Annotated in this window: 22 protein-coding genes and 1 tRNA gene; 13 read left to right on the top strand and 10 right to left on the bottom strand. The window is 70.8% G+C overall.

Annotated elements, in window-relative coordinates; translation table 11 throughout:
• Positions 1-53 precede the first annotated feature (53 nt).
• The 4 genes from EDF50_RS04590 (at position 54) to serA (ending at position 3,832) form a co-directional block, all read left to right on the top strand.
• The gene (locus EDF50_RS04590) at positions 54-1,193 is read left to right on the top strand and encodes a mannitol-1-phosphate 5-dehydrogenase (RefSeq protein WP_123518315.1); all 1,140 of its coding nucleotides are present in this window, start codon (positions 54-56) and stop codon (positions 1,191-1,193) included.
• Positions 1,190-1,690, top strand: a complete 501-nt coding sequence (locus tag EDF50_RS04585; protein ID WP_123518314.1) for a hypothetical protein — start codon at positions 1,190-1,192, stop codon at positions 1,688-1,690. The genes EDF50_RS04590 and EDF50_RS04585 overlap by 4 nt, the downstream gene beginning before the upstream one ends.
• The gene (locus EDF50_RS04580) at positions 1,687-2,082 is read left to right on the top strand and encodes a hypothetical protein (RefSeq protein ID WP_123518313.1); all 396 of its coding nucleotides are present in this window, start codon (positions 1,687-1,689) and stop codon (positions 2,080-2,082) included. Before EDF50_RS04585 ends, EDF50_RS04580 begins: the two co-directional genes overlap by 4 nt.
• 160 nt (positions 2,083-2,242) lie before the next feature.
• Positions 2,243-3,832 carry a phosphoglycerate dehydrogenase gene (gene serA, locus EDF50_RS04575; protein ID WP_123518312.1) on the top strand — a complete coding sequence of 530 codons (1,590 nt, stop codon included), beginning with the start codon at positions 2,243-2,245 and terminating at the stop codon, positions 3,830-3,832.
• Between the two features lie 89 nt (positions 3,833-3,921).
• Here the strand turns inward: serA and EDF50_RS04570 are convergent, their stop codons facing one another.
• The gene (locus tag EDF50_RS04570) at positions 3,922-4,557 is read right to left on the bottom strand and encodes an MBL fold metallo-hydrolase (RefSeq protein WP_123518311.1); all 636 of its coding nucleotides are present in this window, start codon (positions 4,555-4,557) and stop codon (positions 3,922-3,924) included.
• A 101-nt stretch (positions 4,558-4,658) separates the two neighbouring features.
• On the opposite strand from EDF50_RS04570, the gene EDF50_RS04565 reads away from it, so the two are divergent.
• A tRNA-Glu gene (locus tag EDF50_RS04565) sits at positions 4,659-4,734 on the top strand.
• Between the two features lie 108 nt (positions 4,735-4,842).
• Here EDF50_RS04565 and EDF50_RS04560 read toward each other — a convergent pair.
• The 7 genes from EDF50_RS04560 to EDF50_RS04530 all read right to left on the bottom strand — a co-directional run bounded on the left by EDF50_RS04560 (position 4,843) and on the right by EDF50_RS04530 (position 13,328).
• The gene (locus EDF50_RS04560; protein ID WP_123518310.1) at positions 4,843-5,826 is read right to left on the bottom strand and encodes a carbohydrate ABC transporter permease; all 984 of its coding nucleotides are present in this window, start codon (positions 5,824-5,826) and stop codon (positions 4,843-4,845) included.
• Positions 5,823-6,962 carry a carbohydrate ABC transporter permease gene (locus EDF50_RS04555; RefSeq protein ID WP_123518309.1) on the bottom strand — a complete coding sequence of 380 codons (1,140 nt, stop codon included), beginning with the start codon at positions 6,960-6,962 and terminating at the stop codon, positions 5,823-5,825. Before EDF50_RS04555 ends, EDF50_RS04560 begins: the two co-directional genes overlap by 4 nt.
• Positions 6,963-7,078: 116 nt before the next feature.
• Positions 7,079-8,437, bottom strand: coding sequence for an ABC transporter substrate-binding protein (locus tag EDF50_RS04550; protein WP_123518308.1), 1,359 nt, complete (start codon positions 8,435-8,437; stop codon positions 7,079-7,081).
• Positions 8,438-8,568: 131 nt separating this feature from the next.
• Positions 8,569-9,600 (bottom strand): LacI family DNA-binding transcriptional regulator, encoded by a 1,032-nt coding sequence (locus EDF50_RS04545; protein ID WP_158612624.1) that lies wholly within the window; start codon positions 9,598-9,600, stop codon positions 8,569-8,571.
• 87 nt (positions 9,601-9,687) lie between these two features.
• Positions 9,688-10,332: an alpha-ketoglutarate-dependent dioxygenase AlkB gene (locus tag EDF50_RS04540; RefSeq protein WP_123518306.1), complete on the bottom strand. Its 645-nt coding sequence runs from the start codon at positions 10,330-10,332 to the stop codon at positions 9,688-9,690.
• Between the two features lie 54 nt (positions 10,333-10,386).
• Positions 10,387-11,832 carry a PQQ-binding-like beta-propeller repeat protein gene (locus EDF50_RS04535; RefSeq protein WP_123518305.1) on the bottom strand — a complete coding sequence of 482 codons (1,446 nt, stop codon included), beginning with the start codon at positions 11,830-11,832 and terminating at the stop codon, positions 10,387-10,389.
• Complete coding sequence (locus EDF50_RS04530) at positions 11,829-13,328, bottom strand: PQQ-binding-like beta-propeller repeat protein (RefSeq protein WP_123518304.1); 1,500 nt, start codon at positions 13,326-13,328, stop codon at positions 11,829-11,831. Before EDF50_RS04530 ends, EDF50_RS04535 begins: the two co-directional genes overlap by 4 nt.
• Before the next feature lie 218 nt (positions 13,329-13,546).
• Here EDF50_RS04530 and leuC point away from each other — a divergent pair, with 218 nt between their 5' ends.
• From leuC to EDF50_RS04500, 6 genes are all read left to right on the top strand, one after another.
• Positions 13,547-15,037: a 3-isopropylmalate dehydratase large subunit gene (leuC, locus tag EDF50_RS04525; RefSeq protein ID WP_233570336.1), complete on the top strand. Its 1,491-nt coding sequence runs from the start codon at positions 13,547-13,549 to the stop codon at positions 15,035-15,037.
• Positions 15,037-15,633 (top strand): 3-isopropylmalate dehydratase small subunit, encoded by a 597-nt coding sequence (gene leuD / locus EDF50_RS04520; RefSeq protein ID WP_123518303.1) that lies wholly within the window; start codon positions 15,037-15,039, stop codon positions 15,631-15,633. Before leuC ends, leuD begins: the two co-directional genes overlap by 1 nt.
• Positions 15,634-17,001 carry a UDP-N-acetylglucosamine 1-carboxyvinyltransferase gene (murA, locus tag EDF50_RS04515; protein WP_055971815.1) on the top strand — a complete coding sequence of 456 codons (1,368 nt, stop codon included), beginning with the start codon at positions 15,634-15,636 and terminating at the stop codon, positions 16,999-17,001.
• 7 nt (positions 17,002-17,008) lie between these two features.
• Entirely contained in the window at positions 17,009-17,791 is a 783-nt protein-coding gene (locus EDF50_RS04510; RefSeq protein ID WP_233570305.1) for a 1-acyl-sn-glycerol-3-phosphate acyltransferase, read from the top strand.
• 73 nt (positions 17,792-17,864) lie between these two features.
• A complete protein-coding gene (locus EDF50_RS04505; protein ID WP_123518455.1) occupies positions 17,865-18,878 on the top strand; it encodes an NAD(P)H-dependent glycerol-3-phosphate dehydrogenase in 1,014 nt (337 codons plus the stop codon).
• Positions 18,879-18,970: 92 nt separating this feature from the next.
• Positions 18,971-20,140: a D-alanine--D-alanine ligase family protein gene (locus tag EDF50_RS04500; protein WP_123518302.1), complete on the top strand. Its 1,170-nt coding sequence runs from the start codon at positions 18,971-18,973 to the stop codon at positions 20,138-20,140.
• Positions 20,141-20,168: 28 nt separating this feature from the next.
• On the opposite strand, the gene EDF50_RS04495 is transcribed toward EDF50_RS04500, so the two are convergent.
• On the bottom strand, positions 20,169-20,732 hold the full coding sequence (locus tag EDF50_RS04495) for a DUF3515 family protein (RefSeq protein WP_123518454.1): 564 nt from the start codon (positions 20,730-20,732) through the stop codon (positions 20,169-20,171).
• A gap of 24 nt (positions 20,733-20,756) precedes the next feature.
• Between EDF50_RS04495 and thiL the strand changes: the two genes are divergently transcribed.
• Complete coding sequence (thiL, locus tag EDF50_RS04490; RefSeq protein ID WP_123518301.1) at positions 20,757-21,776, top strand: thiamine-phosphate kinase; 1,020 nt, start codon at positions 20,757-20,759, stop codon at positions 21,774-21,776.
• Between the two features lie 28 nt (positions 21,777-21,804).
• Here the strand turns inward: thiL and rsmD are convergent, their stop codons facing one another.
• Entirely contained in the window at positions 21,805-22,380 is a 576-nt protein-coding gene (rsmD, locus tag EDF50_RS04485; protein ID WP_123518300.1) for a 16S rRNA (guanine(966)-N(2))-methyltransferase RsmD, read from the bottom strand.
• Positions 22,381-22,530: 150 nt separating this feature from the next.
• Between rsmD and EDF50_RS04480 the strand changes: the two genes are divergently transcribed.
• Positions 22,531-24,237, top strand: a complete 1,707-nt coding sequence (locus EDF50_RS04480) for an acyl-CoA dehydrogenase family protein (protein WP_123518299.1) — start codon at positions 22,531-22,533, stop codon at positions 24,235-24,237.
• Positions 24,238-24,298: the final 61 nt, after the last annotated feature.

Raw genomic sequence — 24,298 nt, 5'->3', positions numbered from 1 at the left:
CGGGGCCCTCTCGCCGTCGGTCCGCCCGGTGACCTCGTGGCATGATCTAAGGCATGGCTCACAGCAAGAAGGCCGTGCACTTCGGCGCCGGCAACATCGGTCGGGGCTTCGTCGCCCAGTTCCTCCACGCGAGTGGTTACGAGGTCGTCTTCGCCGACGTCAACGACGACCTGATCGGGGCGTTGCAGTCGCAGTCCTCGTTCGAGGTGCACGAGGTGGGCGAAGACAGCCGCACGACGGTCGTCGACGGTTACCGCGCGATCAACAGCCGCACCGACGAGGCGGCCCTCGTCGCCGAGATCGCCACGGCGGACGTCGTCACGACGGCAGTCGGCGCCCGCATCCTGCCGTTCGTCGCCCCGGTCATCGCCAAGGGCCTCGCCCGGCGGTCGGTCGACCTGGCCCCGCTCGCCGTCATCGCGTGCGAGAACGCCATCAACGCGACCGACTCGCTGGCCACCGCCGTCCGCGAGCACGACCCGGCCGAGAACGCCGTCTTTGCGAACTGCGCCATCGACCGCATCGTGCCCGAGCAGGCAGGTGGCACGCTCGACGTGACCATCGAGTCGTTCTTCGAGTGGGTGGTCGAGAGCACGCCGTTCGGCGAGCACCGTCCCGAGATCGAGGGCGTCACCTGGGTGGCCGACCTCGAGCCCTTCATCGAGCGAAAGCTCTTCACGGTCAACACCGCCCACGCCGCGGCGGCCTACCACGGGTTCCGCAAGGGGCTCGCGAGCATCCGCGAGGCGCTCGACGACGCCGAGGTCATGGCCGAGGTCCGTGGCGTGCTCGCCGAGACCAAGGGCCTGCTGGTCGCCAAGCACGAGCTCGCCGCGGACGCGCAACAGGCCTACATCGAGAAGAACCTCGTCCGCATCGCCAACCCGCACCTGCCCGACACCACCGAGCGCGTGGGCCGCAACCCGCTGCGCAAGCTCAGCCGCCACGAGCGGTTCGTCGGTCCCGCGGCCCAGGCGGCCGAGCGCGGGCTGCCCTACGCCGCCCTCGTCCGCGCCGTCCGCGCCGCCCTCGACTTCTCGGTGCCCGACGACGTCGAGAGCGTCGAGCTGCAGTCGCTGCTGAGCTCGGGCCTCGCGGCCGACGAGTTGACGCGGACGCTGACGGGCGTCCAGGACGACCACCCCCTGTTCCCCGCGTTGCTCGCGGCGGTCTCGTCCAAGCTCACGGCATGACGCCGGCCGAGCCGCAGGCGTCGGCCGGCGGCGACGGGGACGACGCGCTGAACTGGGGCGACGAGGCCGACAGCAGCCACGTCGAGGGGCCCGCACCGGCCGTGCGTCGGCGCCGGAGTCGCGGGTCCGACGGTCCCGACGACGAGCTCGACGGCGACCTGGGCGAGCCGGGCGCCGACGAGGACGACGTCGACGACGGCCCGGCCGTGATGAGTTCGGCCTCGCTCGTCGTGCACGGCGTGCTCGGCGGGGTGTTCCTGCTCTGGTCCGCGGGCTGGATCGTGGCCGTGGGCGACTTCACGAACCCGTTCACCGACGCGATCTCGTCGCTCATGTGGAACCTCGGCGAACTGTTCGCCGTGGTGGCCCCGCTCGCGTGGTTCGTGGCGGTCATCGCGCTCGTCCCCGTCGATCGCACCGGTCGCCGTCTCGCCTGGATGGCCGTCGGGGCGCTCCTCGTGGCCCCGTGGCCCCTCGTGATCGGAGGCTCCGCATGAGCGGCCACGAGCCCGACGCCGTCTCGGTGACGGCCGGCGACGCGAGCGAAACCGGCCGCGCCTCCTTCTTCTTCTACCTCGCGGTCGCGATCGTCTTCGCCGTCTTCTTCGCCTTCGACCTGTTCGAGGCGATCTCGAACCTCGTGCTGGTGCCGCAGGTGTTCACCCAGAACAACGACTTCTACCGTGAGAACGGCCTCGACGGTCTCGTGGTGTCGCCGCCGTGGGTGCCGCTGATCGTCGGGGTCGTCGTGCCGCCCGTGGCCTTCGTCGTCGCGGTCGTGATCGGTCGCCGTCGCGAGCTGTGGCGGTTCACGCTGGCGCTGCTCGCCGCCCTGGGGCTGGTGGCAGCGGTGTCGTTGACCCTCACCGCGTACGTCACGACCGTCTGAGCGGGCCCAGGAGGCGCGGGTCGGGTCGTCGGGGCGGCCCGCCCGAGCCTGCGTCATGGGGACGAAACAATCCGCACGAGTCGATAGAGTCGTCAGCAGCCGCGCCCACGGCGCGTCGCGGCCCCTCCCCGAACACCTCCCAGAGAAGGACGTCCGCCCCGTGGCCAAGCCCGTCGTGTTGATCGCTGAAGAACTGTCACCCGCAACCGTCGACGCCCTCGGGCCCGACTTCGACGTGCGATCGGTCGACGGCACCGACCGGCCCGCGTTGCTCACCGCCCTGGCCGACGCCGACGCGATCCTCGTGCGGTCGGCGACGCAGGTCGACGCCGAGGCCATCGCCGCCGCCCCCTCGCTCAAGGTCGTCGCTCGCGCGGGCGTCGGGCTCGACAACGTCGACATCAAGGCGGCCACCACGGCCGGGGTCATGGTCGTCAACGCGCCCACGTCCAACATCATCTCGGCCGCCGAGCTGACGGTCGGGCACATCCTCAGCCTCGCGCGTCACATCCCGGCGGCGCATTCCGCCCTGGCGCAGGGGCAGTGGAAGCGCTCGAAGTACACCGGCGTCGAGCTCTACGAGAAGACGGTCGGCATCGTCGGCCTCGGCCGCATCGGTGCCCTGATCACGGCCCGCCTGCAGGCCTTCGGCGTGAACGTCGTCGCCTACGATCCCTACGTCACGCCGGCCCGCGCCCAGCAGCTCGGTGTCACGCTGCTGTCGCTCGACGACCTGCTCGCCACGAGCGACTTCGTCACGATCCACATGCCCAAGACCCCCGAGACCACCGGCATGATCGGCCTCGAGCAGATGAAGGCCATGAAGAAGTCCGCGTTCGTCGTGAACGTCGCCCGCGGCGGTCTCATCGACGAAGACGGGCTGTACGAGGCCCTGACCACGGGCGAGATCGCCGGCGCCGGCCTCGACGTGTTCGTCAAGGAGCCCCCGGTCGACCAGAAGCTGCTCGGTCTCGAGAACGTCGTGGTGACCCCCCACCTCGGTGCCTCGACGGACGAGGCCCAAGAGAAGGCGGGCGTCTCGGTCGCCCGCTCGGTGAGACTCGCGCTCGGGGGCGAACTGGTGCCCGACGCGGTCAACGTGGCCGGCGGAGTCATCGACCCCTACGTGCGTCCCGGGATCCCCCTGGTCGAGAAGATCGGTCAGGTGTTCTCGGGTCTGGCCGACAGCCCGTTGACGAGCGTCGACGTCGAGGTCCGGGGCGACCTGGTCGAGTACGACGTCAGCGTGCTCAAGCTGGCGGCTCTCAAGGGCATCTTCACGAACATCGTCAGCGAGTCGGTCAGCTACGTGAACGCACCGCTCCTCGCCGAACAGCGCGGCATCACCGTGCGGCTGCTCACCGACCCGACCAGCGACGAGTACCGCAACGTCATCACCCTGCGCGGTTCGTTGAGCGACGGTTCGCGGATCTCGGTCTCGGGCACGCTCACCGGCACGAAGCAGGTCGAGAAGATCGTCGAGATCAACGGCTACGACGTCGAGGTCCCCATCGCGGCCCACCACCTCGTCATGGTCTACACCGACCGCCCCGGCATCGTCGCCGTCTACGGGCGCGAGTTCGGCGACGCCGGCATCAACATCGCGGGCATGCAGATCGCCCGTCGGAGCGCGGGTGGCCAGGCCCTCAGCGTGTTGACCATCGACAGCCCCGCACCCGACGAACTCGTCGAGAAGGTGCGCGTCGCCATCGACGCCCAGGTGCTGCGCGAGATCGACGTCACGCTGTAGTCGCGGCACGCCATGACGAACCGCCCCTCACCCGGCCGTGGCCGGGGAGGGGCGGTTCGTCGTCGGGGGAGTGGCCGTCGTCCCTGGGCCTACAGGTCGAGCGACTCGTGCGCCTCGAGCTTGACGGCGTCCCCGCCGACCGACTGCGCGGAGGCCTTCATGCGGTCGAAGTGCATGGCGAGTCCGGGCGCGGAGAGGGTCTGCTCGTGGGTGGGGAAGGCCAGTCGGGGCTTGACGGCCGCGACGTAGTCGATCACCTCGGCCACCTTGAGCCACGGCGCCCCGACGGGGGCCGCGAGGACGTCGACCGGCACCGGCGGCACCGTGAACTGGTCGCCCGGGTAGAACAGCGAGCCGTCGACGAGCACGCCGACGTTGTCGATGACCGGGATGCTCTCGTGGATGACCGCGTGCCGCGATCCGTAGAACGCGAGCGTGAAGGGGCCGACCTCGACGGTGTCGCCCTCGGCCACGACGTGCACGTCGAAGCCTTCGGCGGCCGTGGCCACGCCGGCCGGGCCGTAGACGGTGGCCTCGGGATTCGTCGCGAGCAGGTGCGACAGCTGGTCGGGAGTCCAATGGTCGGCGTGCTCGTGGGTCACGACGACGGCATCGACGTCGTGCAGGCCGATCAGGGGGGCCGTGAACGATCCGGGGTCGACGACGAGCTTGCGCCCGTCCTTCTCGAGGATCAGGCAGGCGTGTTCGAGCTTCGTGAGGCGCATGAGAGCGACTGTACGCGCGTCGGCGGGTCGATCTCGGCTCGCCGGTGCCTCGATTTGTGACGGACTGGCGCGGTGTGGCATACTCGACGAGTTGCAAATACGGCCCCATCGTATAGCGGCCTAGTACGTCGCCCTCTCACGGCGGTAACACGGGTTCGAATCCCGTTGGGGTCACCAGCATTGACGAAAACCGCCAGCCTCCGGTCTGGCGGTTTTTTCGTATCCCCTCACACCGCACGAGACCGCCTGGCGCGGGCCGGGCGGTCTCGTGTGATGCGTGGTGGGTCAGCCCTTCGTGGCACCCGCCAACAGGCCGCGGACGAAGAACCGCTGCAAGGCGAAGAACACGATCAGCGGCACGATGATCGAGATGAACGCCCCGGCCGTGAGCAGCTCCCACGACTGTCCGTACGACCCCGACAGGTCTTGTAGGGCCTTCGTGATCGGTAGCCCCTGCCCGGACGTGAACACGGTGGCCACGAGCAGGTCGTTCCAGACCCACAAGAACTGGAAGATGCCGAACGAGGCGATCGCCGGCATCGACAGGGGCAACACGATCCGGAAGAAGACCTGCCCGTGACCGGCGCCGTCCATTCGGGCGGCCTCGATCACCTCGGCCGGGATCTCCGAGATGAAGTTGTGCAGCATGAAGATGGCCAGCGGGAGGGCGAAGATCGTGTGCGCGATCCACACCTTGGCGTACGAACCGTCGAGCCCGTTCACCCCGAGCCCCGGCAGGATGTACAGGCCGCCGATGCGCAGACCGTCCGAGAACAGGCGGAGCAACGGGACGAGCGCCATCTGGATCGGGACGATCTGCAGGGCGAAGACGAGGACGAACAGCGTGTTGCGACCCTTGAACTCGATCCAGGCGAAGGCGTAGGCCGCGAGGCTCGCGATGGTGATGGGGATCAGCGCCGCCGGCAACGTGATCACCAGTGAGTTCAGGAACGCCTTGCCGAGGGTGAGGCTGTCGCCCGAGTTCAGGGCGTTGACGTAGTTGTCGATCGTGAACCCGGGGTTGGCGAAGACCGTCCACCAGCCCGTGGTCTTGATGTCGTTCGCCGGCCGGAAGGACGAGATGAACAGGCCGGCCGTCGGCAGCGTCCAGACGACCGCGATGATCAGGGCGGCGATCGTGGCACCACGACTGGTCGTGCCGCGTTTCAGCTTGCCGCTCGAGCCCTCGATCCGGGCGGCACCGCGTTTCAGTTGCCTCTCGGTGCTCGAGCCGACGGCGACCCCGATGGGGGTTGGGGTGGCGCTCATCGGATCTCCCTCTGTTTCTGGATCTGGCGGGCGTTGTAGATGACGATCGGCAGCACGAGCACGAAGAGGATGACCGCGAGAGCCGAGCTGTAACCGGTGCGGCTGCCGAGCTGGAACTGCCGGACCATCTCGAACGCGAGGATCGTCGTGTCGTTGCGTCCGCCGGTCATGGCCGAGACGATGTCGTAGACCTTGAGGGAGGCGATCGAGATGGTGGTGAGCACGACGATGATCGTCGTGCGGATGCCGGGGACGGTGATGTGTCGGAACGCCTGGAACCCGTTCGTGCCGTCCAGTGAGGCCGCCTCGAGCTGTTCGGCCGGAACGCCCTTGATGGCCGCCGACAGCACGGTCATCGCGAACCCGGCCTGGGTCCAGATCAGCACGATCACGAGCAGCAGGGTGTTCCACGGCTCGAGCCCCAACCAGTCGACCGGTTGGCCGCCGAAGGCGACGAGGACGCCGTTGAGCAGACCGATCTGCTCGCCCTGCCGGATGTCGTAGAAGAACTTGAAGATGATCGAGGCGCCGACGAACGAGATGGCCATCGGCATGAAGACGAGCAGCTTGAGGAACTTCTCCCCGCGGCTCTTGTCGATGAACACGGCGTAGGCGAGGCCGATCCCCGTGGCGGTGATCGGGGCCAGCAGGACCCAGACGAGGGTGTTGCCGAAAGCGGTGAGACCGTCGGGGCTCGTGAACACCCACACGAAGTTGTCGAGCCCGGCGAAGCCCGACCCGTCGTTCTTCATGAAGGCCTGACCTGCGGTGGTGATCGTCGGGTAGATGAGGCCGATGACCAGGAAGAACACGGCGGGGGTCATGAAGGCGATCAGCTGCAGCGAGTACCCGGCGCCACGTTTCGACCGGTAGTCGAGCAGGAACAGCCCGCCGCCGAGGACGGCCGCGATGGCGGCGACCCAGATGACCGAGTTGTAGAGGCCGAAGGCCAGGAGGACGACCACGGGGACGACGACGCAGACGGCCAGCCGGATGATCGTGTACTGGGGGCCTCGACGAGGGGCGAACTCGACGAAGACGAGCACCACGGCCACGAGGGCGGTGAAGGCGACGAGGATCAAGGGGATCTGCGCCAGGGGCGGTATTCCCGCCAACCACTGGAAGAAGCTGGACATCTCTGTCCTTTCACGTTCGGGTCCGAGCAGGACGCGGCCCGCCGCCGCCGCCCGAGGCGGCGAGCGGGCGCGGGGTCAGGGGCCACCGGCATGCGGTGGCCCCTGCGGCGCGGGTGTTACGAGGTGTAGCCGGCTTGGATCTCGCTGAGCACCGAGTCGGTGTCGGTGCCGTCGATCCAGTCGACCATGCCCTTCCAGAAGCTGTCGGAACCGACCGACTTGGGCATCAGGTCCGAGCCGTCGAAGCGGAACTGGGTGTCGGTGCCCTGCAGGATCTTGACGGCGCCCTTCAACAGGTCGCTGCCGGCGTTCTCGGGGTCGAGGCCCTTGTTGGCCGAGATGACGCCGCCCAGCGAGACGCGGCTGTTGGCCCAGTCGGCGCTGGCGAGGTACGCCTGCACCTTGGCGGTGTCGTCGTCGTTCGAGAACGCGGCGACGAACTCTCCACCGCCGGTGACCGCTGCCGGGTCACCTTCCTTCATCGGCGGGGTGAGGAAGGCCCAGACGTCGCCGTCCTCGGCGACCGTGGCGGGCTGACCGCTCGCGTTGTTCGCCGCGGTCAGGAAGCCCTCGAAGAACGAGGCCTGGTGGGTCAGGGCACAGCTGCCGTTCGCCACGTTGGTGGCGACGTCGCCGAAGGCCGTCGAGTTGATCGACTTCACGTCACCGTAGCCGGCGTTGACGAGGCTCGGGTCGAGCAGGATCTCGCCGACCGAGTCGAACGCCGCCTTGATCTCGGGATCGGTGAACTCGGTGTCACCCGCGACCCACGAGTCGTAGGTGTCGGGGCCGGCCTCGCGAAGCACGAGGTCCTCGACCCAGTCGGTCCCGGGCCACCCCGAGGCCTCGCCCGAGTTGAAGCCGGCGCACCACGACGGGCCGCCGGTCTTCTCCTGGATGGTCTTCGACAGCGCGACGAGATCGTCGTAGGTCTTGGGGACCTCGACGCCCCACTCCTCGAACTTCGCGGGGGAGTACCAGACGTAGCCCTTGACGCTGGCCATCAACGGGGCGCCGTACTGCTTGCCGTCGACCTGGCCGTACTTCTGCCAGTCCTCGGACCAGCCCTCCTTCACGTTGGCGAGCGCATCGGCGGGCAGCTCCTGCACCTTGCCCGAGGCCACCGTGTCGGCCAGCAGGCCGGGCTGGGGGAAGATCGCGAGGTCGGGGGTGTCGCCACCCTGGACCTTGATGCCGATCTGCTTCTCGAACTCTTTGTCGCCCGTGTACTTGATGTCGATGTCGTTGGCCTTCTCCCAGTCGGCCCACGACTTCTCGAGCAGGGTCGCTTCGTCGCCGTTGATCGTGCCGTAGACGTTGACCACGCCGTCGGCGGTCCCGACGTCACCGGCCCCGCCGCCGCCGGCGTTCGGGTCGTTGGGGTCGGCCGAGCCGGAGCACCCGGCCAGGAGGAAGCTGGACGCCGCCAGGATGGCCAGGGGCCCCGTGAAGCGGCGGTGCAGGGATGCTCGCATTGGTTTCTCCTCATTGAGTCGCAAGAGCGGACGACCCTCGTGCTGTCGATGGCATCGTCCGCCGCGCATCGTCGTCGACGCGCGTCGACGATGAGTGTCACACACTCGCAGGAGGCGCGCAACCGCGTCTGCTAAGGACGACCTCGGGCCGGGGCGGGGCCGGACGTGCCCCGGATCGTCAGCCGCGGTCGCACGACGACCTGGGGTGCCTCGTGTCGGGCGCCCTCGATCCGATCGACCAGGTCGTCGACGGCCGCCGCGGCGATCTCGCTGCCCGGCGGGTTGACCGTGGTCAGCGGGGGTGACGTCATCTCGGCGGCGAGGTCGCCGATGCTCAGGGCGACCACCGTGAGCTCGGCCGGGATCGACCGACCGGCTGCCGCCGCGGCCTGCACGAAACCCGCGAGGGCCATCTCGTTGAACGCGATGACGGCGGTCGGCGCGTGGCGGGACGCGGCGAAGGACTCGTAGGCCGCGCGGCCACCGGGCACGGAGTTGTCGGCGAGGTGCGTCTCGAGCATGACTCCGTGACGCGCCGCAGGCCCATGGAGCGCCACCGTGGCACGGCTGAGTGGACCGGAGCCCCGCTCGGGTGCCGTGATCGCCTGGCTCAGGAAGAAGACGTCGCGGTGCCCGAGTCCGGCGACGTGGGCCACGGCCTGGAGGCCGAGCGACTCGTAGTCGGCGTCGACGAACCAGAGTCCCTCGGCGTCGTCAGGGCGTCCGATGTTGGTGAACGGCAGGCGCGACCGCGACAGGACGGCGACACGGTCGTCGCGGGCGGTGAGCTCCATGAGGATCACCCCGTCGACCAGTCCCTCGCTCACGAGGCTGCCGAGTCCCTCGACGTCGTCGATGGGGTTGGACCACAGCAGCAGGTGGTACCCCCGCTCTCTCGCCCGGTCGGTGGCCGCCGCGACGTATTCGAACTCGGACGACGTGACGCCACGACGACCGTACGGGCAGTGCAGGGCGAGGATGCCGCCCCGGGCACCCGCCAGACCACGGGCGAACGCGTTGGGCGTGTAGTTCAGCTCGGCCATCGCCGCTTCGACGCGGCGCCGGGTGGCGGCGGAGATGGTCCGTCGGCCGCTGATGGCGTACGAGACGGTGCTCGACGAGACGCCTGCCAGGCGTGCCACGTCGTCACGGGTTGCCGGCATTCTCGTCCACCTCGTCGTCGATCGTTTGCACAGCATACGAGCGACGGCCTCGTGGTCCGTTCGGCGGATCGGCCGGTAGGTGGTGGTCTAGGTGGGCCACACGGGGCGGAACTGCACGCTGATGCGGGGCCCGACGGCCTTCTTGGTCTTGGCGATCGCGTGCTCGTGGGTTCGCTGGCAGCTGCCGCCCATGACGAGCAGGTCGCCGTGGCCGAGGGGGAACCGACGAGTCGTGCCCGTCGACCGGGAACGCACCGCGAGCGTCCGGGGCGCCCCCAGCGAGACGATGCCCACCATCGTGTCGCGGTCGATCGTGCGCCCGACGTGGTCGCCGTGCCAGGCGATGCTGTCGTCACCGGTGCGGTAGAAGCAGAGACCCGCCCGGTCGAACCGTTGCTCGACGGTCGCGCCGCGCTCGGCCGCGTAGTAGGTGTTGAGATCGTCGCGGGCCCGGGCCAGCACGGGGTCGGGCAGTGGCTCGCCCGCGCCGTAGGACGAGACCAGCCGCGGCACCTCGACGACCCGGTCGTACATCTGCCGCCGGTCGGCCCGCCACGGCACGACGGTCACGAGGCGCTCGAAGAGGGCGTCGGAGTTCGACGCCCACCCCGGGACGACGTCGAGCCAGGCCCCCTCGCCCAGGTCGAGGTGGTCGACGCGCCCGACGAGCGGCGCGAGGTCGGGGCCGTCGGACAGGCCGTCGAGCAGTGAGGCGGTGAAGGGGATGCTCATGCCGACACCCTACGCGATATTCGAACACGTGTTCGAACGCCTGTCCTGTGCGGATCAGCCTCCGGGCGAACCCTGCGGGACCGTCGCGAGGTCGGGTGAGACCAGCTCGCGGGCGACCCCGTCGACGTCGACGTCGACCAGCCGCCCCGCCCACACCGAGACCTGAAGCTCCGCGGCGTGTTGCCAGAGAGCGCGCCCGCTCGAGAGATCGAACGCCACGAGGGTCGACCGACCGCCCGAGCTGCCGTACGCCAGGGCGTAGCCGACCGTGCGGCCTGCCGCCGTCAGGACCGCACCGTCGGGCAGCGACACCCGGGAGCCGGCCGAGCCGGTCGAACCGTCGAGCGCTCGCACCACGACCGGCCCGGGCCCGGCGGCGGTCGCGGTCGCGAAGACGCGGTCGTCGGTCTGGCCCGGCAGGCCGTCCACGGCGGACGAACTCGACGCCGGGTCGGTCCAGCGCATCTCTCCCGTCGCGAGGTCGAGGCAGGTGACCGTCTGCGAGCGGACGTCCGTCACCGCCAGGCAGGACCGGGTCACCGAGTAGCCGCCCCGGACCTCCCGGTCCGAGCTCCAGAGGCGTTCGCCGTCGGCCGTCAACGCGACGAAGCCGGCGTCTCCTCGTCCCGTGGCCGCGCCTCCTCGGGGGGCGTAGACGACGTCCTCGTGGACGAGGTAGCCGATCAGCCGGTCGAGCCGTGCCGCCCAGGGGCGTTCGACGCCCGTGGCCAGGTCGACCTGGACGGTCCCGTCCGCCCGGGCGACCACGAGCCGGTCGCTCAGGGCGAGGGCGATGCCCGCGGTCGAGGCGGGTCCGCTCCAGACCACGCGACCGAGGTCGCGGGCGTCCCGGAGGTCGTAGCGGTAGACGCCGCCCACGCCCTGCTGCCGTCCGGTGACGACCACGGCTCCGACGGTCTGGAACTGGTCGCCGTCGCCCGCCGAGCCGGTCTCGACGACGTCGACGGGGCGACCCGTCCCGGCCGACAACGTCAGCAGGACCTGCTCGCCGTCGGCGGAAGCCCGGACCAGCACGAGTCCCGCCTCCGCCACCAGCGTGACCGACGACACGAGCGTCGGGCCGGTCAGGTCGAGCCGGCCGAGGTCGTCTGCGACGTCGTGCACCCACCGGAAGGTGCCGCGGTCGACGTCGAGCGCGCCGATGCGCGTGCCCACACCTCGGGTCGGGGTGGCGCAGTCGCCGTCGTTCGCGAAGCCGTAGGTCCACGCCCCGGCGGCGCTCACGAGCACGAGCCCCTGGTCGACGGGCGTCGCCCGGTAGCGCAGACATTCGGCAGGGGCCTCGGGTGCGAGGGCGGCCCGCAGGTCGACACGCCATCCGGACGTGGTGGGTTCGTGTCGCAGGTCGTCGACGGTGATGCCCCGCCACGGTGCGTCAGCCCCGTACTCCGGCTGCGTCGGCGCGACGAGCACGGTGGTGACGAGCGCCGCCAGGGCGACGGCGGCGTAGGTCAGTCCGAGCCGGCGTCCCGCCCTCATGACGTGGCCCCGACACGCGCGGTGTCGACGAGTCGCCGGGCGACCCCTTGTTCGTCGATGCTCACGAGGTGGCCGCCCCAGAACACCACGGTGCCCGACGTCGAGGTCGACCAGAGCCGCCGGCCGTGGTCCAGGTCGAGGGCCGCCACGTCACGCCCCGACGACCGACCGTCGTCGGTCCGCAGGTAGAGCACCGACCGGCCCGCCACCGAGAGGTCGTCGAGCAGCCCGACCGACGCGCTGAACCGGGTGCGCCCGTCGGCGCCGTCGAGGGCGAGCAGGCGCGACCCGCCCGTCCGCTGGGCGATGACGTACACGTCGTCGTCACGTTGGCCCGGCACGGCCTCGACGGCGAACGGCGTACCCAGGTCGGTGGTCCAACGGACCGCACCGTCGCGCGGGTCGAGGCACTCCGCGGCCGTGTCGCCGCCGGTCACCACGAGGACGCAGGACGGCGTGACGGACAGGCGACGACCACTGGTCGGCCGGCTCCAGACGGCCTCGCCGTCCTCGTCGAGCGCTTCGACGGTGCCGTTCGCGCGGGTGCGTTCGATGCCGAAGGCGACGACGTGGCGCCCGTCGTCGGTCGTCACGGACGAGCCTGCGGGTGGCACGGCGATCTCGTCGGGCGACGCCGCGAACGGCCGTTCGCGGCCCGTGGCACCGTCGACGAACACGGTCTCGCCGCCGCGCGACACGAGGGCGCCGTCGGTCAACAGCGCCGGTGAACTGCCCGAGTCCACCCCGCCCTCCCACACCGGGTCGGCGAGACGCGCGGCGTCCACGAGCTGGTACCGATCGCCCGATCCCGCGATGCCCGAGAACGTGCGCAGCTGCAGGCGCCCGCGCGAATCGACGCCGACGCTCGGCAGGTCGCGTCGGCCGCGGGTCGACTCGACCAGCGCCCCGTCGTCGAGGTCGAGCGCCGCGAGAACCGTCGCCCCCGTCGTCTGCGTCTGCACCAGCACGCGCCCGGCCGAGGGCACGACCTGGGTCGCGGGGATGCTCAGGGCGTCGGTGTCGGGGACGTCTCGGGCGAGGTCGTGCACCCACCGGACGGTTCCCGTGGCCGTCTCCACCAGGCCGATGAGGCTGGTGCTCGCCTCGGACGCGTACGACCGGCAGGCCGGCGCGCCCAGCGCGTCGCCGAAGTCGAGGTCGACCGAGGTACCGACCGCCACGAGCCCGTCGACGGCCGGCGACGTCCAGAAGTTCAGGCACCGGCGAGGCGCGTCGGGCGCGAGCGCCGTGGCGAGGTCGAGCGTCCAGGCGGTCGCGTCCGGTGACCGTCTGAGGTCTTCGACCGCGAGACCGGTCCACGGTCGGCCGTCGCCGTAGTGCGGAGCCACCGAGACCGCCCCGGCGGCCACGAGCGTGGACGCCCCGACCAGGGCGGCCAGCACGCCGACGAGGCGACGACCCGGGGAGGCGCGGTGCCAGCGGCCGCCGGGCCGCGCCTCCCCGGGGTGGTCGCGTCCGCCCTCGGGGTGGCTCATGGTCGGCCTCCTCGTCGAGCGCTGCCGTCGTCCGCCCGACGGGTGTCGTCATGCTATTCGGAGCCGTCGTCCCAGGTGCTCGCCCCGACCTCGGGACGCGCCGGGAATGGTCGTCGCCGGGGCGGGGTTCACCCCTCGACCGTCGGGAAACGCGCCGGAGGCACTGGCGTAGACTCCTCGGATCATCTTGCCGTCGATACAGGAGAAGGGGCGTGCCCGTGGGTAGGACGCTGGCCGAGAAAGTGTGGGACGACCACGTCGTCGTCAAGGGCGAAGACGGCGCCCCCGACCTTCTCTACATCGACCTCCACCTCGTGCACGAGGTGACCAGCCCCCAGGCGTTCGACGGGCTGCGTCAGGCCGACCGGCCGCTCCGGCGCACCGACCTGACGATCGCGACCGAGGACCACAACACGCCGACCCTCGCGATCGACAAGCCGATCGCCGACCTCACGAGTCGCACGCAGATCGAGACGCTCCGCCGCAACACGGCCGAGTTCGGCGTCCGCCTGCACCCGCTGGGCGACGCCGAGCAGGGCATCGTGCACGTCGTCGGCCCGCAACTCGGCCTGACCATGCCGGGCATCACCGTCGTCTGCGGCGACTCCCACACCTCGACCCACGGGGCTTTCGGGGCCATGGCGTTCGGCATCGGCACCAGCGAGGTCGAGCACGTCATGGCCACGCAGACGCTGCCGCTCAAGCCGTTCAAGACCATGGCCGTCACCGTCGAGGGCACCCTGCGCCCCGGCGTCACGGCCAAGGACGTCATCCTGGCCGTCATCGCCCAGATCGGCACCGGCGGTGGGCAGGGTTACGTGCTCGAGTACCGCGGCAGCGCCATCCGAGCCCTCTCGATGGAGGGCCGCATGACGATCTGCAACATGTCGATCGAGGCGGGCGCCCGTGCGGGCATGGTCGCCCCCGACCAGACCACGTACGACTACCTGCAGGGCCGTCCGCACGCTCCGACCGGTGCCGACTGGGACGAGGCGATCGCCTACTGGAACACCCTGCCGACCGACGACGACGCCGTGTTCGATGCCGAGGTCTTCCTCGACGCGGACGTCCTCGAGCCCTTCGTCACGTGGGGCACCAACCCGGGCCAGGGTGTGTCGCTGAGCGACTCCGTACCCGACCCCGAGGCCGTCGTCGACCCCAACGAGAAGGCCGCGGCCACCCGCGCGCTCGAGTACATGGCTCTCGAGGCCGGTACGCCGATGAAGGCCATCCCCGTCGACGCCGTGTTCATGGGCTCGTGCACCAACAGTCGCATCGAGGACCTCCGCGCGTTCGCGTCGATCATCCGCGGTCGTACCAAGGCCGAGGGCGTGCGCGTCATGGTCGTGCCGGGGTCGGCTCGCGTGCGACTCGAGGCCGAGGCCGAGGGGCTCGACGAGGTGTTCACCGACTTCGGCGCCGAATGGCGTTTCGCCGGGTGCTCGATGTGCCTGGGCATGAACCCCGACCAGCTCGCGCCCGGTGAACGCTGCGCCTCGACCTCGAACCGCAACTTCGAGGGTCGCCAGGGCAAGGGCGGACGCACGCACCTCGTGTCGCCGCTCGTCGCCGCGGCGACGGCCGTGCGCGGCACGCTGTCCTCTCCGTGGGACCTCCAGTCCGACGACGCCGCGCTGGCCGCCGCCGACGTCCGGGTGACCGACGAGCCCGTCCTCGCCGACGGCACCGACCGGGCAGGGGCCCTCTGATGCAGAAGTTCACGACCGTCACCGGGGTCGCCGCACCGCTCGAGCGGTCGAACGTCGACACCGACCAGATCATCCCGGCGCAGTTCCTCAAGCGGGTCACGAAGACCGGCTTCGAGGACGCCTTGTTCTTCGGCTGGCGCAACGATCCCGACTTCGTGCTCAACCGGCCCGAGTTCCAGGGCGCCCGCGTCCTCGTCGCCGGTCCGGACTTCGGCACCGGTTCGAGTCGTGAGCACGCCGTCTGGGCACTGCGCGACTTCGGCTTCGACGTCATCATCAGCTCGCGCTTCGGGGACATCTTCCGGGGCAACTCGGGCAAGCAGGGGCTTCTGGCCGCGGCCGTCGCCGAGGACGACGTCGAGCGCATCTGGGCCGAGATCGACCGGCAGCCGGGCATCGAGATCACCGTCGACCTCGTCGCGCAGACCGCCACGGTCGGCAGCCTCACGGTCGAATTCGAAGTCGATGCCTACACTAAGTGGCGTCTCCTCGAAGGCCTCGACGACATCGGCCTGACCCTCCGCGACGAAGCGGCCATCACAGAATTCGAATCCCGTCGCGCCGCCTGGCGCCCGAAGACATTGCCGGTGAAGTAAGTGAACTCTCTCGTCCAAGACGCAGCAGCAGCAGGTGCCCGTGTGGGGCTGACCTCCGATGAGATCGTCATCCGGGGCGGCAAGCCGCTGATCGGTCGCATCGAGGTGCGCGGTGCCAAGAACCTGGCCACCAAGGCCATGGTCGCGGCCCTGCTGGGCGACACCCCCAGCATCTTGAAGGACGTCCCCGACATCAGCGACGTCAACGTCGTCCGAGGCCTGCTCTCGGTGCACGGTGTGCGCATCACCGACCCGGCCCGCGGCGAGATGATCCTCGACCCCTCGAACGTCGAGTCCGCGCACTTCGCCGAGATCGACGCCCACGCCGGCTCGAGCCGCATCCCGATCCTCTTCTGCGGACCGCTGCTGCACCGCCTGGGCGAGGCGTTCATCCCCGACCTCGGCGGCTGCCGCATCGGTGACCGGCCGATCGACTTCCACCTCGACGCGCTTCGCGCCTTCGGCGCCGTGGTCGACAAGTCGTACAACGGCATCCACCTCACCGCACCCAACGGTCTCACCGGCGCCAACATCGAACTGCCCTACCCCAGCGTCGGTGCCACCGAGCAGGTGCTGCTGACCGCGGTGCTCGCCAAGGGCGTCACCGAACTGCGCAACGCCGCGATCGAGCCCGAGATCATGGACCTCATCGCGATCCTGCAGAAGATGGGCGCCGTCGTCTCGGTCGAGCCGAACCGCGTCATCTTCATCGAGGGCGTCGAGAAGCTCCGCGGCTACACGCACCGGGCGATCAACGACCGCAACGAGGCCGCCAGTTGGGCCTCGGCCGCGCTCGCGACCAAGGGCGACATCTTCGTCGAGGGTGCCGACCAGAAAGACCTCATGACGTTCCTCAACGTCTTCCGCAAGGTCGGCGGCGACTTCGACGTCCACGAGGACGGCATCCGCTTCTTCCACCCCGGTGGCGAGCTCAAGCCCGTCGTCGTCGAGACCGACGTCCACCCCGGGTTCATGACCGACTGGCAGCAGCCGCTCATCGTCGCCCTCACCCAGGCGCAGGGCACCTCCGTCGTCCACGAGACCGTCTACGAGAACCGTTTCCAGTTCACCGAGGCCCTCAACGACATGGGCGCCGACATCACGGTCCACAAGGACGGGCTGCCCGACCACGACCGCCGCGTCGCGCGTCGCGAGTTCGAGCAGGCCGCGGTCATCAACGGACCGACGGCCCTGCACGGTGCCGACATCCGCGTGCCCGATCTGCGCGGTGGCTTCAGCCACCTCATCGCGGCCCTGACCGCCGAGGGCGAGTCGAAGATCAGCAACGTCGGCATCATCAGCCGCGGCTACGAGCACTTCATCGCGAAGCTGCGCAAGCTGGGCGCCGACTTCGACTTCAAGGGCTGATCGGCCGGTGTCGACAGCCGACCCCGACGCCCCCGTCGTCCCGGTCCCGGCGCGCAGTCGCCGCAAGGAGAAAGGCGCGTTCTTCCGCGTCCTCGCGACACCCGCTGCACCGCTGTTCGACCTGATGGCCCGCATCGACATCGTCGACGGCGACAAGCTGCCGGCGGAGGGTGCCTTCGTGCTGACCCCCAACCACTACACGAACATCGACCCGGTCGTCGTCGGTCGTGTGATGTGGTCGCTCGGGCGGGTGCCGCGCTTCCTCGCGAAGGCGTCCCTGTTCCGGGTGCCGGTGTTCGGCCGCATGATGCACGCCATGGGGCACATCCCCGTCGAGCGGGCCGGCCGCACCCACGACCACGACCCGCTGGCGGCCGGTCGCCTGCTCGTCGCCCGTGGCGGCGGCGTGATCGTCTACCCCGAGGGCACCCTCACCCGCGACCCCGACCTCTGGCCGATGAAGGGCAAGAGCGGCGCCGTCCGCCTCGCCCTCGCCGCAGGGGTCCCGCTCATCCCGATGGCGCACTGGGGCAGTCAGCACCTCATGGGCCGCTACTCGAGTCGGCTGCGCGCCTTCCCGCGCAAGCGCATCACCGTCGTCATCGGCGATCCGGTCGACCTCTCGGTCTACCGCGATCGTCCCCTCGACCAGGCCTCGGTCACGGCCGCCACCGCTCTGGTGATGGACGCCGTCACCGAGCTGGTCGAGCGGCTGCGGGCCGAGAAGGCACCCGCCGAACGGTGGAACCCCACCAAGAACCACCAGAAGGAGACAGGCCGCTTTGAGTAGCTCCGAGTCACGCGAAGGCGCCATCGAGGCACTCGGAGAAGGGGCGGTCACGACCGAGGCGATCTCGATCGTCATGCGCGACTCGATCCCACGCCGCGTCGCCGTCCTGGGGTCGGGCAGCTGGGGCACCACCTTCGCCAAGGTCCTCGCCGAGGGCGGCGCCGACGTCACCCTCTGGGCCCGTCGGCCCGAGGTCGCCCGCGAGATCACCGAGAGCAAGCGCAACAGCGACTACCTGCCGGGCATCAACCTTCCCCGCACCCTCGTCGCGACCCCGTCGGTCGAGCAGGCCCTCGCGGGGGCCGAGCAGGTCTACCTGTCGGTCCCCAGCCAGACGTTGAGAGACAACCTGACGGCGATCCGCGGCATGGTCCCGTCCGGGGTGCCGGTCGTCAGCTTGATGAAGGGCGTCGAGAAGGCCACCGGATTGCGTATGAGCGAGGTGATCGAGGCCGAGCTCGGCGTCGACCGCGACCTGATCGCCGTCGCCTCGGGGCCCAACCTCGCCCTCGAGATCGCGAAGCGGCAGCCCACGGCCGCCGTCGTGTCGTCGTACAGCCTCGAGACGGCGACCCAGGTGGCGGCCACCGCCACCAACCCGTACTTCCGCTCGTTCGTGAACACCGACGTGATCGGCACCGAGTTCGGCGGCGTCCTGAAGAACCTGATCGCCGTCGCGATCGGCATCGTCGACGGTGTCGGCTACGGCGAGAACACGAAGGCCTCGATCATCACGCGCGGGTTGGCCGAGATGACGGCGTTCGCGGTGTCGTTCGGTGCCAAGGCCGAGACCCTCGCCGGTCTCGCCGGGCTGGGCGACCTCATCGCCACCTGTGAGTCGCCGCTCTCGCGCAACAACACGGCGGGCCGACTGCTCGGTCAGGGTTACGCCTTCGGCGACGTCGTGCGCCAGATGAACCAGACCGCCGAGGGGCTGGCCTCCGTCGCGCCGATCCTCGAACTCGCGCGATCGCGCGGCGTCGACATGCCCATCGTCCAGCAGGTGGCCGAGGTGCTCGCCGGTACACTCGACCCGCGCAACATCGCCCCGCACCTCACCGAGACGGACGAGCCGCAGGGCGAGTGACCGTAGGTCGTCCGTGCCGGGAGGCGTACGACGACCAGAGCCCGCGCACCGCGGGTCGGCCTGCGGGCCGTGACATCGACGAAAGGCCCCTCATGGCGAGCACCGAGCCCACCGCGACCACGCGCCTCGCCGCGGCCGACGTCCCGTCGCCGGAGGCCTCGGCCACCGAGGCGGCGAAGACCGTCGTGGTCGTCCTCTTCGGCGGCCGCTCGAGCGAGCACTCGATCAGCTGCGCGACGGCCGGGGGAGTCCTCTCGGCGATCGACCGCTCACGCTACGACGTGGTGCCCGTGGGCATCACCCGCGACGGGGCGTTCACGCTCCAGCCCGACGACGCGGCGGGGTTCGCGCTCGACGCCGAGACGCTGCCGGCCGTCGTCGACAACGGCACCCGTGTGCACTGGCCCGAGTCGTCCACCACCCGCGAGCTGACCGTCACCGAGGCCGATGGCTCGACGCGTCTGCTGGGCGAGGTCGACGTGGTGTTCCCGATCCTGCACGGTCCGTTCGGTGAGGACGGCACGGTGCAGGGCCTGCTCGAGCTGACCGGGCTGCCCTACGTCGGGGCGGGCGTGCTCGCCTCGTCGGTCGGCATGGACAAGCACTTCACCAAGACGGTGCTGCAGGCCGCCGGCGTCGCCGTCGCCCCGTGGCGCACCGTCCGTCGTCGTGACTGGGACGCCGCGCCCGATCGTGTCACCACCGACGTCGAGGAGCTCGGCTACCCCCTGTTCGTCAAGCCGGCGCGAGCCGGGTCGAGCGTGGGGGTGTCGCGCGTCGACGCGCCCACCGAGCTCGCCACGGCCATGGCCAAGGCCTTCGCCGAGGACCACAAGGTGCTCGTCGAGTCCGCCGTCGTCGGCCGCGAGATCGAGTGCGCCGTGCTCGGCGGACGCGACGGGGCGGCGCCCCGCACCTCGGTCGCGGGCGAGATCGTCCTCGCGAGCGACACGTTCTACGACTTCGAGTCGAAGTACCTCGGCGCCCCCGGGGCCGACCTGGTCTGCCCCGCCGACCTCGCCCCGGGCGACCTGGCCGAGATGCAGCGGCTCGCCGCCCTGGCCTTCGAGGCCATCGACGGCACGGGCCTGGCCCGCGTCGACTTCTTCTTGACCGACGGCGGGTGGGTCATCAACGAGGTCAACACGATGCCCGGCTTCACGCCCATCTCGATGTTCCCCGCCTGCTGGCTCGCGTCGGGCCTCAGCTACCCCGAGCTGATCGACGAGCTCATCGCGCTCGGCCTCGAGACCGAGCGCTGACGGGGCCCGTCGGTCCTCGCGTCCGGACCTACGGCGTGGGCGTCGCGGTCGGAGCGTCGGCCGACCCGGCCGACCCGGGCAGGTCGCCGGCGCCGACGCACTTCTTGCCGTCGTTCGGCAGGTAGCCGACCGCGTCGGCCAGGTCGCGCAGCACGTTGCCGCCGTTCGCCTTGGTGGTGTCGACGATCACCTGGGCGCCGGGCTCGCGCCCGTACGTGGTGAGGATCGAGGTCTCGGCGTCGTCGGGGTCCTGGTCGACGAGCCAGTCGACGCCCTGGATGTCGTAACAGGGCAGGTCGGAGACGGGGGGCGTCTCGACACCGCAGTGCAGCAGCACGCTCGTCGGCGAGCCCCAGGCGCCGGTCGCCTGGGCGTCGGTCTCGCGGCGGTCCTGCCCCTCGTCGACGACCTCGGGCAGGTGGACGGTGACCTGGGCGCAGGCCGGGTCGTTCGCCCCCGCGGCGGGTTGCATCGGCACGGCCTGCGAGCAACCGACGAGCGTCGTCGCGAGGCCTGCCCCGACGAGCACGAGAGCCGAGACACGAAGGCGGGGACGGAGGCGCGCGGCGAGGCGCGGGGACGGGTTCGACATCGCATCCAGGCTACCGTTCAGCACATGGAACGACGCTCCACGGACCCCCGCCCGGACGACGCCGACACCGTCGAGGGCGTCGGCGAGCTCGCCACCCTCGCCCGCATCCTGCCCCGCCTGCCCCGAGGCGACGACACGGTGCTCGGCCCCGGTGACGACGCCGCCGTGGTCGCCGCGCCCGACGGCCGGTTCGTCGTGACGACCGACCTGATGGTCCACGGCCCCGACTTCCGTCGTGCCTGGTCGACGTCGTACGACCTCGGCTGGAAGGCCGCGGCGTCGAACCTGTCGGACGTGGCGGCGATGGGCGCACGGCCGACGGCACTCGTCGTGGCCCTCGCGGTCCCCGGCGACACGCCCGTGGCCGACCTCGAGGTGTTCGCGGACGGCCTCCGCGACGGGTGCGCCGCCATGGCCCCGGGCACGGGCGTCGTCGGCGGTGACCTCTCGGTCTCGCCGACCTTCACGGTCGCGGTCACGGCTTTCGGTGATCTCGAAGGCCGGGCCCCGGTGCGACGGGACGGTGCCCGACCCGGTGACGTCGTCGCGGTCTCGGGGGCGCTCGGTCGATCGGCGCGCGGTCTCGACCTGCTCTTCCGCCTCGGCGTCGACCACGAGGGGGTACCCGACGTCTCGGCGGCCGGGGCTCTCCGCGAGCGCGACCCGGACGTGGGCTGGCACCTCGCCCCCACCCCGCCCGTGGCCGACGGCCGATCGGCGGCGCTCGCCGGTGCGACCGCGATGCTCGACCTGTCGGACGGCCTCGCCCTCGACGCCGGTCGCGTGGCACGCGCCAGCGGGGTCGTCGTCGACCTGTCGGGCGCGGCCCTGGGAGACGACCCCCGGCTCGCCCTCTCGGGCGGCGAGGACCACTCCCTGTTCGCCACGTTCCCGCCCGGCGTGACGGTGCCTGCCGGCTTCCGCCTCGTCGGCACGGTGCGTGACCCGGCAGGAGGCGCGCCGCGCGTCACCGTGGACGGTTCGGACCTCGGCGAGGCCGGTGGGTGGGACCCGTACCGCCTGTGGTCGGGGGCGCAGGGCTGACGACCCGACCCGCGCCTCCTGGTGAGGGTCAGTCGCGCAGGGCGAACCACACCGTCGTGTCGCCGTACTGCTTCTTCACGTCGAGGGTGAGGCCGTCGGGCCAGCCCGGTTCACCGTCCCGCGAGGCGCGCTCGACGACGACGAGTGCCTGCTCGTCGAGCGAGGGCAGCAGGGCCGCGAGGTCGGCGGTGAGGTCGGCGGCCGACAGCTCGTAGGGCGGGTCGAAGAAGACGAGGTCGACGAGCGCCGAGCCGCCCTCGAGGTACGTCCGCACGGGCTGGGCGACGACGTCGACCCGCGGGGGAGTGCCGCGCGGCGGTCGGGGTGCCCGCGCCAGCACGGAATCGACGTTGCGGCGCAGCACCTTCGCGGCGGCCGGGGCCTTCTCGACCAGCACGACGGAGGCGGCGCCTCGCGACGCGGCCTCGAGCCCGAGGCCGCCCGTGCCGGCGTAGAGGTCGAGCACGCGCCTGCCCCGGATCTCGTCGCGTGCGTCGAGCGACGAGAACAGCGCCTCGCGCACTCGGTCGCTCGTGGGCCGCGTCCCGACCTTGGGGACGACGAGTGAGAGGTTGTCGGCGAAGCCGGAGATGATGCGGGACATGGGGTCAACCATGCCAGGTCGACACGCGACCCCCGGCGCGCACCCGGTTCGAGCATCTCGACAACGCTTCGGCGTCGACCACAGCGCCCGGTCGTCGGACCTGCACAACCGAGTTGTCGGTGCCCGCCGAGGTCGGCAGCATCGGGTCCCATGACCAGCGTCGATCGTACCGTCAGGCCCTCGTTCACCAAGTCGTTGTTCGCGGGGCGCATCGCCTCCGAGCTCGTCTTCCCGTACCCGGGGATGACCGCGGACGAGAAGGCCCGGGTCGAGACGGTCTCCGCGTCCGCCCGCGAGGTGCTCGCCGGTTACGACCCCCTGAAGGCCGAACGCGACGGGTGGATCGGCGACGACACGATCCGCGAGCTCGGTGACCGGGGGCTCATGGGGCTCTTCGTCTCCGAGGAGTACGGCGGCCTGGGTCTCGGCCAGAGCGCCTACTGCCGCGTGTACGAGGAGTTCGGTCGGGTCGACGGCACCCTGGCCACCGTCATGGGGGTGCACCAGTCGATCGGCACCAAGCCCTTGCACCTCTACGGCACCGACGACCAGAAGGCGCGGTGGCTGCCCGACCTGGCGAGCGGCCGGAAGCTCGCGGCGTTCGTCCTCACCGAGCCGAACGTGGGCAGCGACGCCTACGCGCTCGAGACCCGGGCCGAGCGGCAGAGCGACGGCAGCTGGCTGCTCAACGGCGAGAAGCGGTGGATCGGCAACGGCGACAAGGACGTCCTGACGGTCTTCGCGCAGAGCGACCTCGGGCACGTCGCGTTGATCGTCGAGAAGGGCATGGACGGGCTGAGCACCGGCCCGCGCTTCGAGACGCACGGCCTGAAGGCCAACCACCTCCAGCGCGTCCACTTCAACGACGTCCGGGTGCCCGCCGAGAACCTGCTCGGCGAGCCGGGTGACGGCTTCCGCATCGCGGTCAACACGCTCAACAACGGTCGCATGTCGATGGGGACGGCCATCGCCGGCGGCATGAAGCGGTTCCTCGAGCTGAGCCTCGAGCACACGGAGGCGCGGCACCAGTTCGGCCGGCCGCTGGCCGACTTCGAGATGGTCGGCGACAAGCTCGCGTGGATGACGCAGCAGATCTACGGGGTCGAGTCGATGTCGTACCTGACCACGGGGCTCGTCGATCGCGGCGACACCGACTTCGCGCTCGAGTCCGCCCTGACCAAGGTCGCGGCGAGCGACACCGGGTGGTACGCCCTCAACCGGGCCGTGCAACTGCACGGCGGCGAGGCCTACATGGAGGGCCACCCGCTGTCGAAGGCCCTGCGCGACTTCCGCATCTTCCCGATCTTCGAGGGAGCCAACGACGTCCTGCGCGCGTTCGTCGCCCTGAACGGCCTCAAGACGCTGAGCGAGGAGCTACCCGACGTGGCCTCGCTGCGCATCGGTGACCCCGGTCGAGCCCTCGGGGTGCTCGCGCCGTACGTCGCGGGACGTGTGCAGCGTCGCATCCGGCCCGATCGACCGGTCGGGGTCCACCCGGCGTTGGCGCGGCAGGCCGCCGAACTCGGCGACCAGGTCTCCCGGCTGCGCGAGCGCACCGAGGGCGCCCTCCGGTCCCACGGCAAGAAGGTGCAAGAGAAGCAGCTCGTCCAGAAGCGCCTCGCCGACGCGGCGAGCGGCATCTACGCGCAGACGGCCGTCCTGTCCCGCGCCTCGGCGGCCCTGCAGGAGGCGCGGGCCGACTCCGACGCGGAGCGTCACCTGGCCGTCGGCTTCTGCAAGCAGTCCGCCCGCGCGGTGGGGCGGCAGCTGAGGGCGCTCGAGGTGAACGACGACGGGCACGTGGCCGACCTCGCGAAGGCGACCCGCGCCTCCGGCGGGTACTCCTTCACGCTCTGACCTGGGGCCGGCCCCGGCGGTGTCCGGGGCCGGAGCCGGGGCGCTGTCGGGGGCGGGCGCT

Origin of the sequence: Frigoribacterium sp. PhB24 (genome assembly GCF_003755185.1) — a bacterium.
In the GTDB taxonomy this organism is placed as follows: domain Bacteria; phylum Actinomycetota; class Actinomycetes; order Actinomycetales; family Microbacteriaceae; genus Frigoribacterium.
Note: the sequence above shows the minus strand (reverse complement) of the source record. Positions and strands in the feature narration are given on the sequence as shown.

Bases quoted from the DNA above. Each gene is read 5' to 3' on its own strand.
- EDF50_RS04585 (WP_123518314.1), top strand. From the start codon at position 1,190: ATGACGCCGGCCGAGCCGCAGGCGTCGGCCGGCGGCGACGGGGACGAC.
- EDF50_RS04480 (WP_123518299.1), top strand. From the start codon at position 22,531: ATGACCAGCGTCGATCGTACCGTCAGGCCCTCGTTCACCAAGTCGTTG.
- leuD (WP_123518303.1), top strand. From the start codon at position 15,037: ATGCAGAAGTTCACGACCGTCACCGGGGTCGCCGCACCGCTCGAGCGG.
- EDF50_RS04550 (WP_123518308.1), bottom strand. From the start codon at position 8,437: ATGCGAGCATCCCTGCACCGCCGCTTCACGGGGCCCCTGGCCATCCTG.
- EDF50_RS04590 (WP_123518315.1), top strand. From the start codon at position 54: ATGGCTCACAGCAAGAAGGCCGTGCACTTCGGCGCCGGCAACATCGGT.
- EDF50_RS04495 (WP_123518454.1), bottom strand. From the start codon at position 20,732: ATGTCGAACCCGTCCCCGCGCCTCGCCGCGCGCCTCCGTCCCCGCCTT.
- EDF50_RS04540 (WP_123518306.1), bottom strand. From the start codon at position 10,332: ATGAGCATCCCCTTCACCGCCTCACTGCTCGACGGCCTGTCCGACGGC.
- EDF50_RS04505 (WP_123518455.1), top strand. From the start codon at position 17,865: ATGCGCGACTCGATCCCACGCCGCGTCGCCGTCCTGGGGTCGGGCAGC.
- EDF50_RS04580 (WP_123518313.1), top strand. From the start codon at position 1,687: ATGAGCGGCCACGAGCCCGACGCCGTCTCGGTGACGGCCGGCGACGCG.
- EDF50_RS04570 (WP_123518311.1), bottom strand. From the start codon at position 4,557: ATGCGCCTCACGAAGCTCGAACACGCCTGCCTGATCCTCGAGAAGGAC.
- EDF50_RS04545 (WP_158612624.1), bottom strand. From the start codon at position 9,600: ATGCCGGCAACCCGTGACGACGTGGCACGCCTGGCAGGCGTCTCGTCG.
- EDF50_RS04530 (WP_123518304.1), bottom strand. From the start codon at position 13,328: ATGAGCCACCCCGAGGGCGGACGCGACCACCCCGGGGAGGCGCGGCCC.
- rsmD (WP_123518300.1), bottom strand. From the start codon at position 22,380: ATGTCCCGCATCATCTCCGGCTTCGCCGACAACCTCTCACTCGTCGTC.
- EDF50_RS04500 (WP_123518302.1), top strand. From the start codon at position 18,971: ATGGCGAGCACCGAGCCCACCGCGACCACGCGCCTCGCCGCGGCCGAC.
- thiL (WP_123518301.1), top strand. From the start codon at position 20,757: ATGGAACGACGCTCCACGGACCCCCGCCCGGACGACGCCGACACCGTC.
- EDF50_RS04535 (WP_123518305.1), bottom strand. From the start codon at position 11,832: ATGAGGGCGGGACGCCGGCTCGGACTGACCTACGCCGCCGTCGCCCTG.
- EDF50_RS04555 (WP_123518309.1), bottom strand. From the start codon at position 6,962: ATGTCCAGCTTCTTCCAGTGGTTGGCGGGAATACCGCCCCTGGCGCAG.
- EDF50_RS04560 (WP_123518310.1), bottom strand. From the start codon at position 5,826: ATGAGCGCCACCCCAACCCCCATCGGGGTCGCCGTCGGCTCGAGCACC.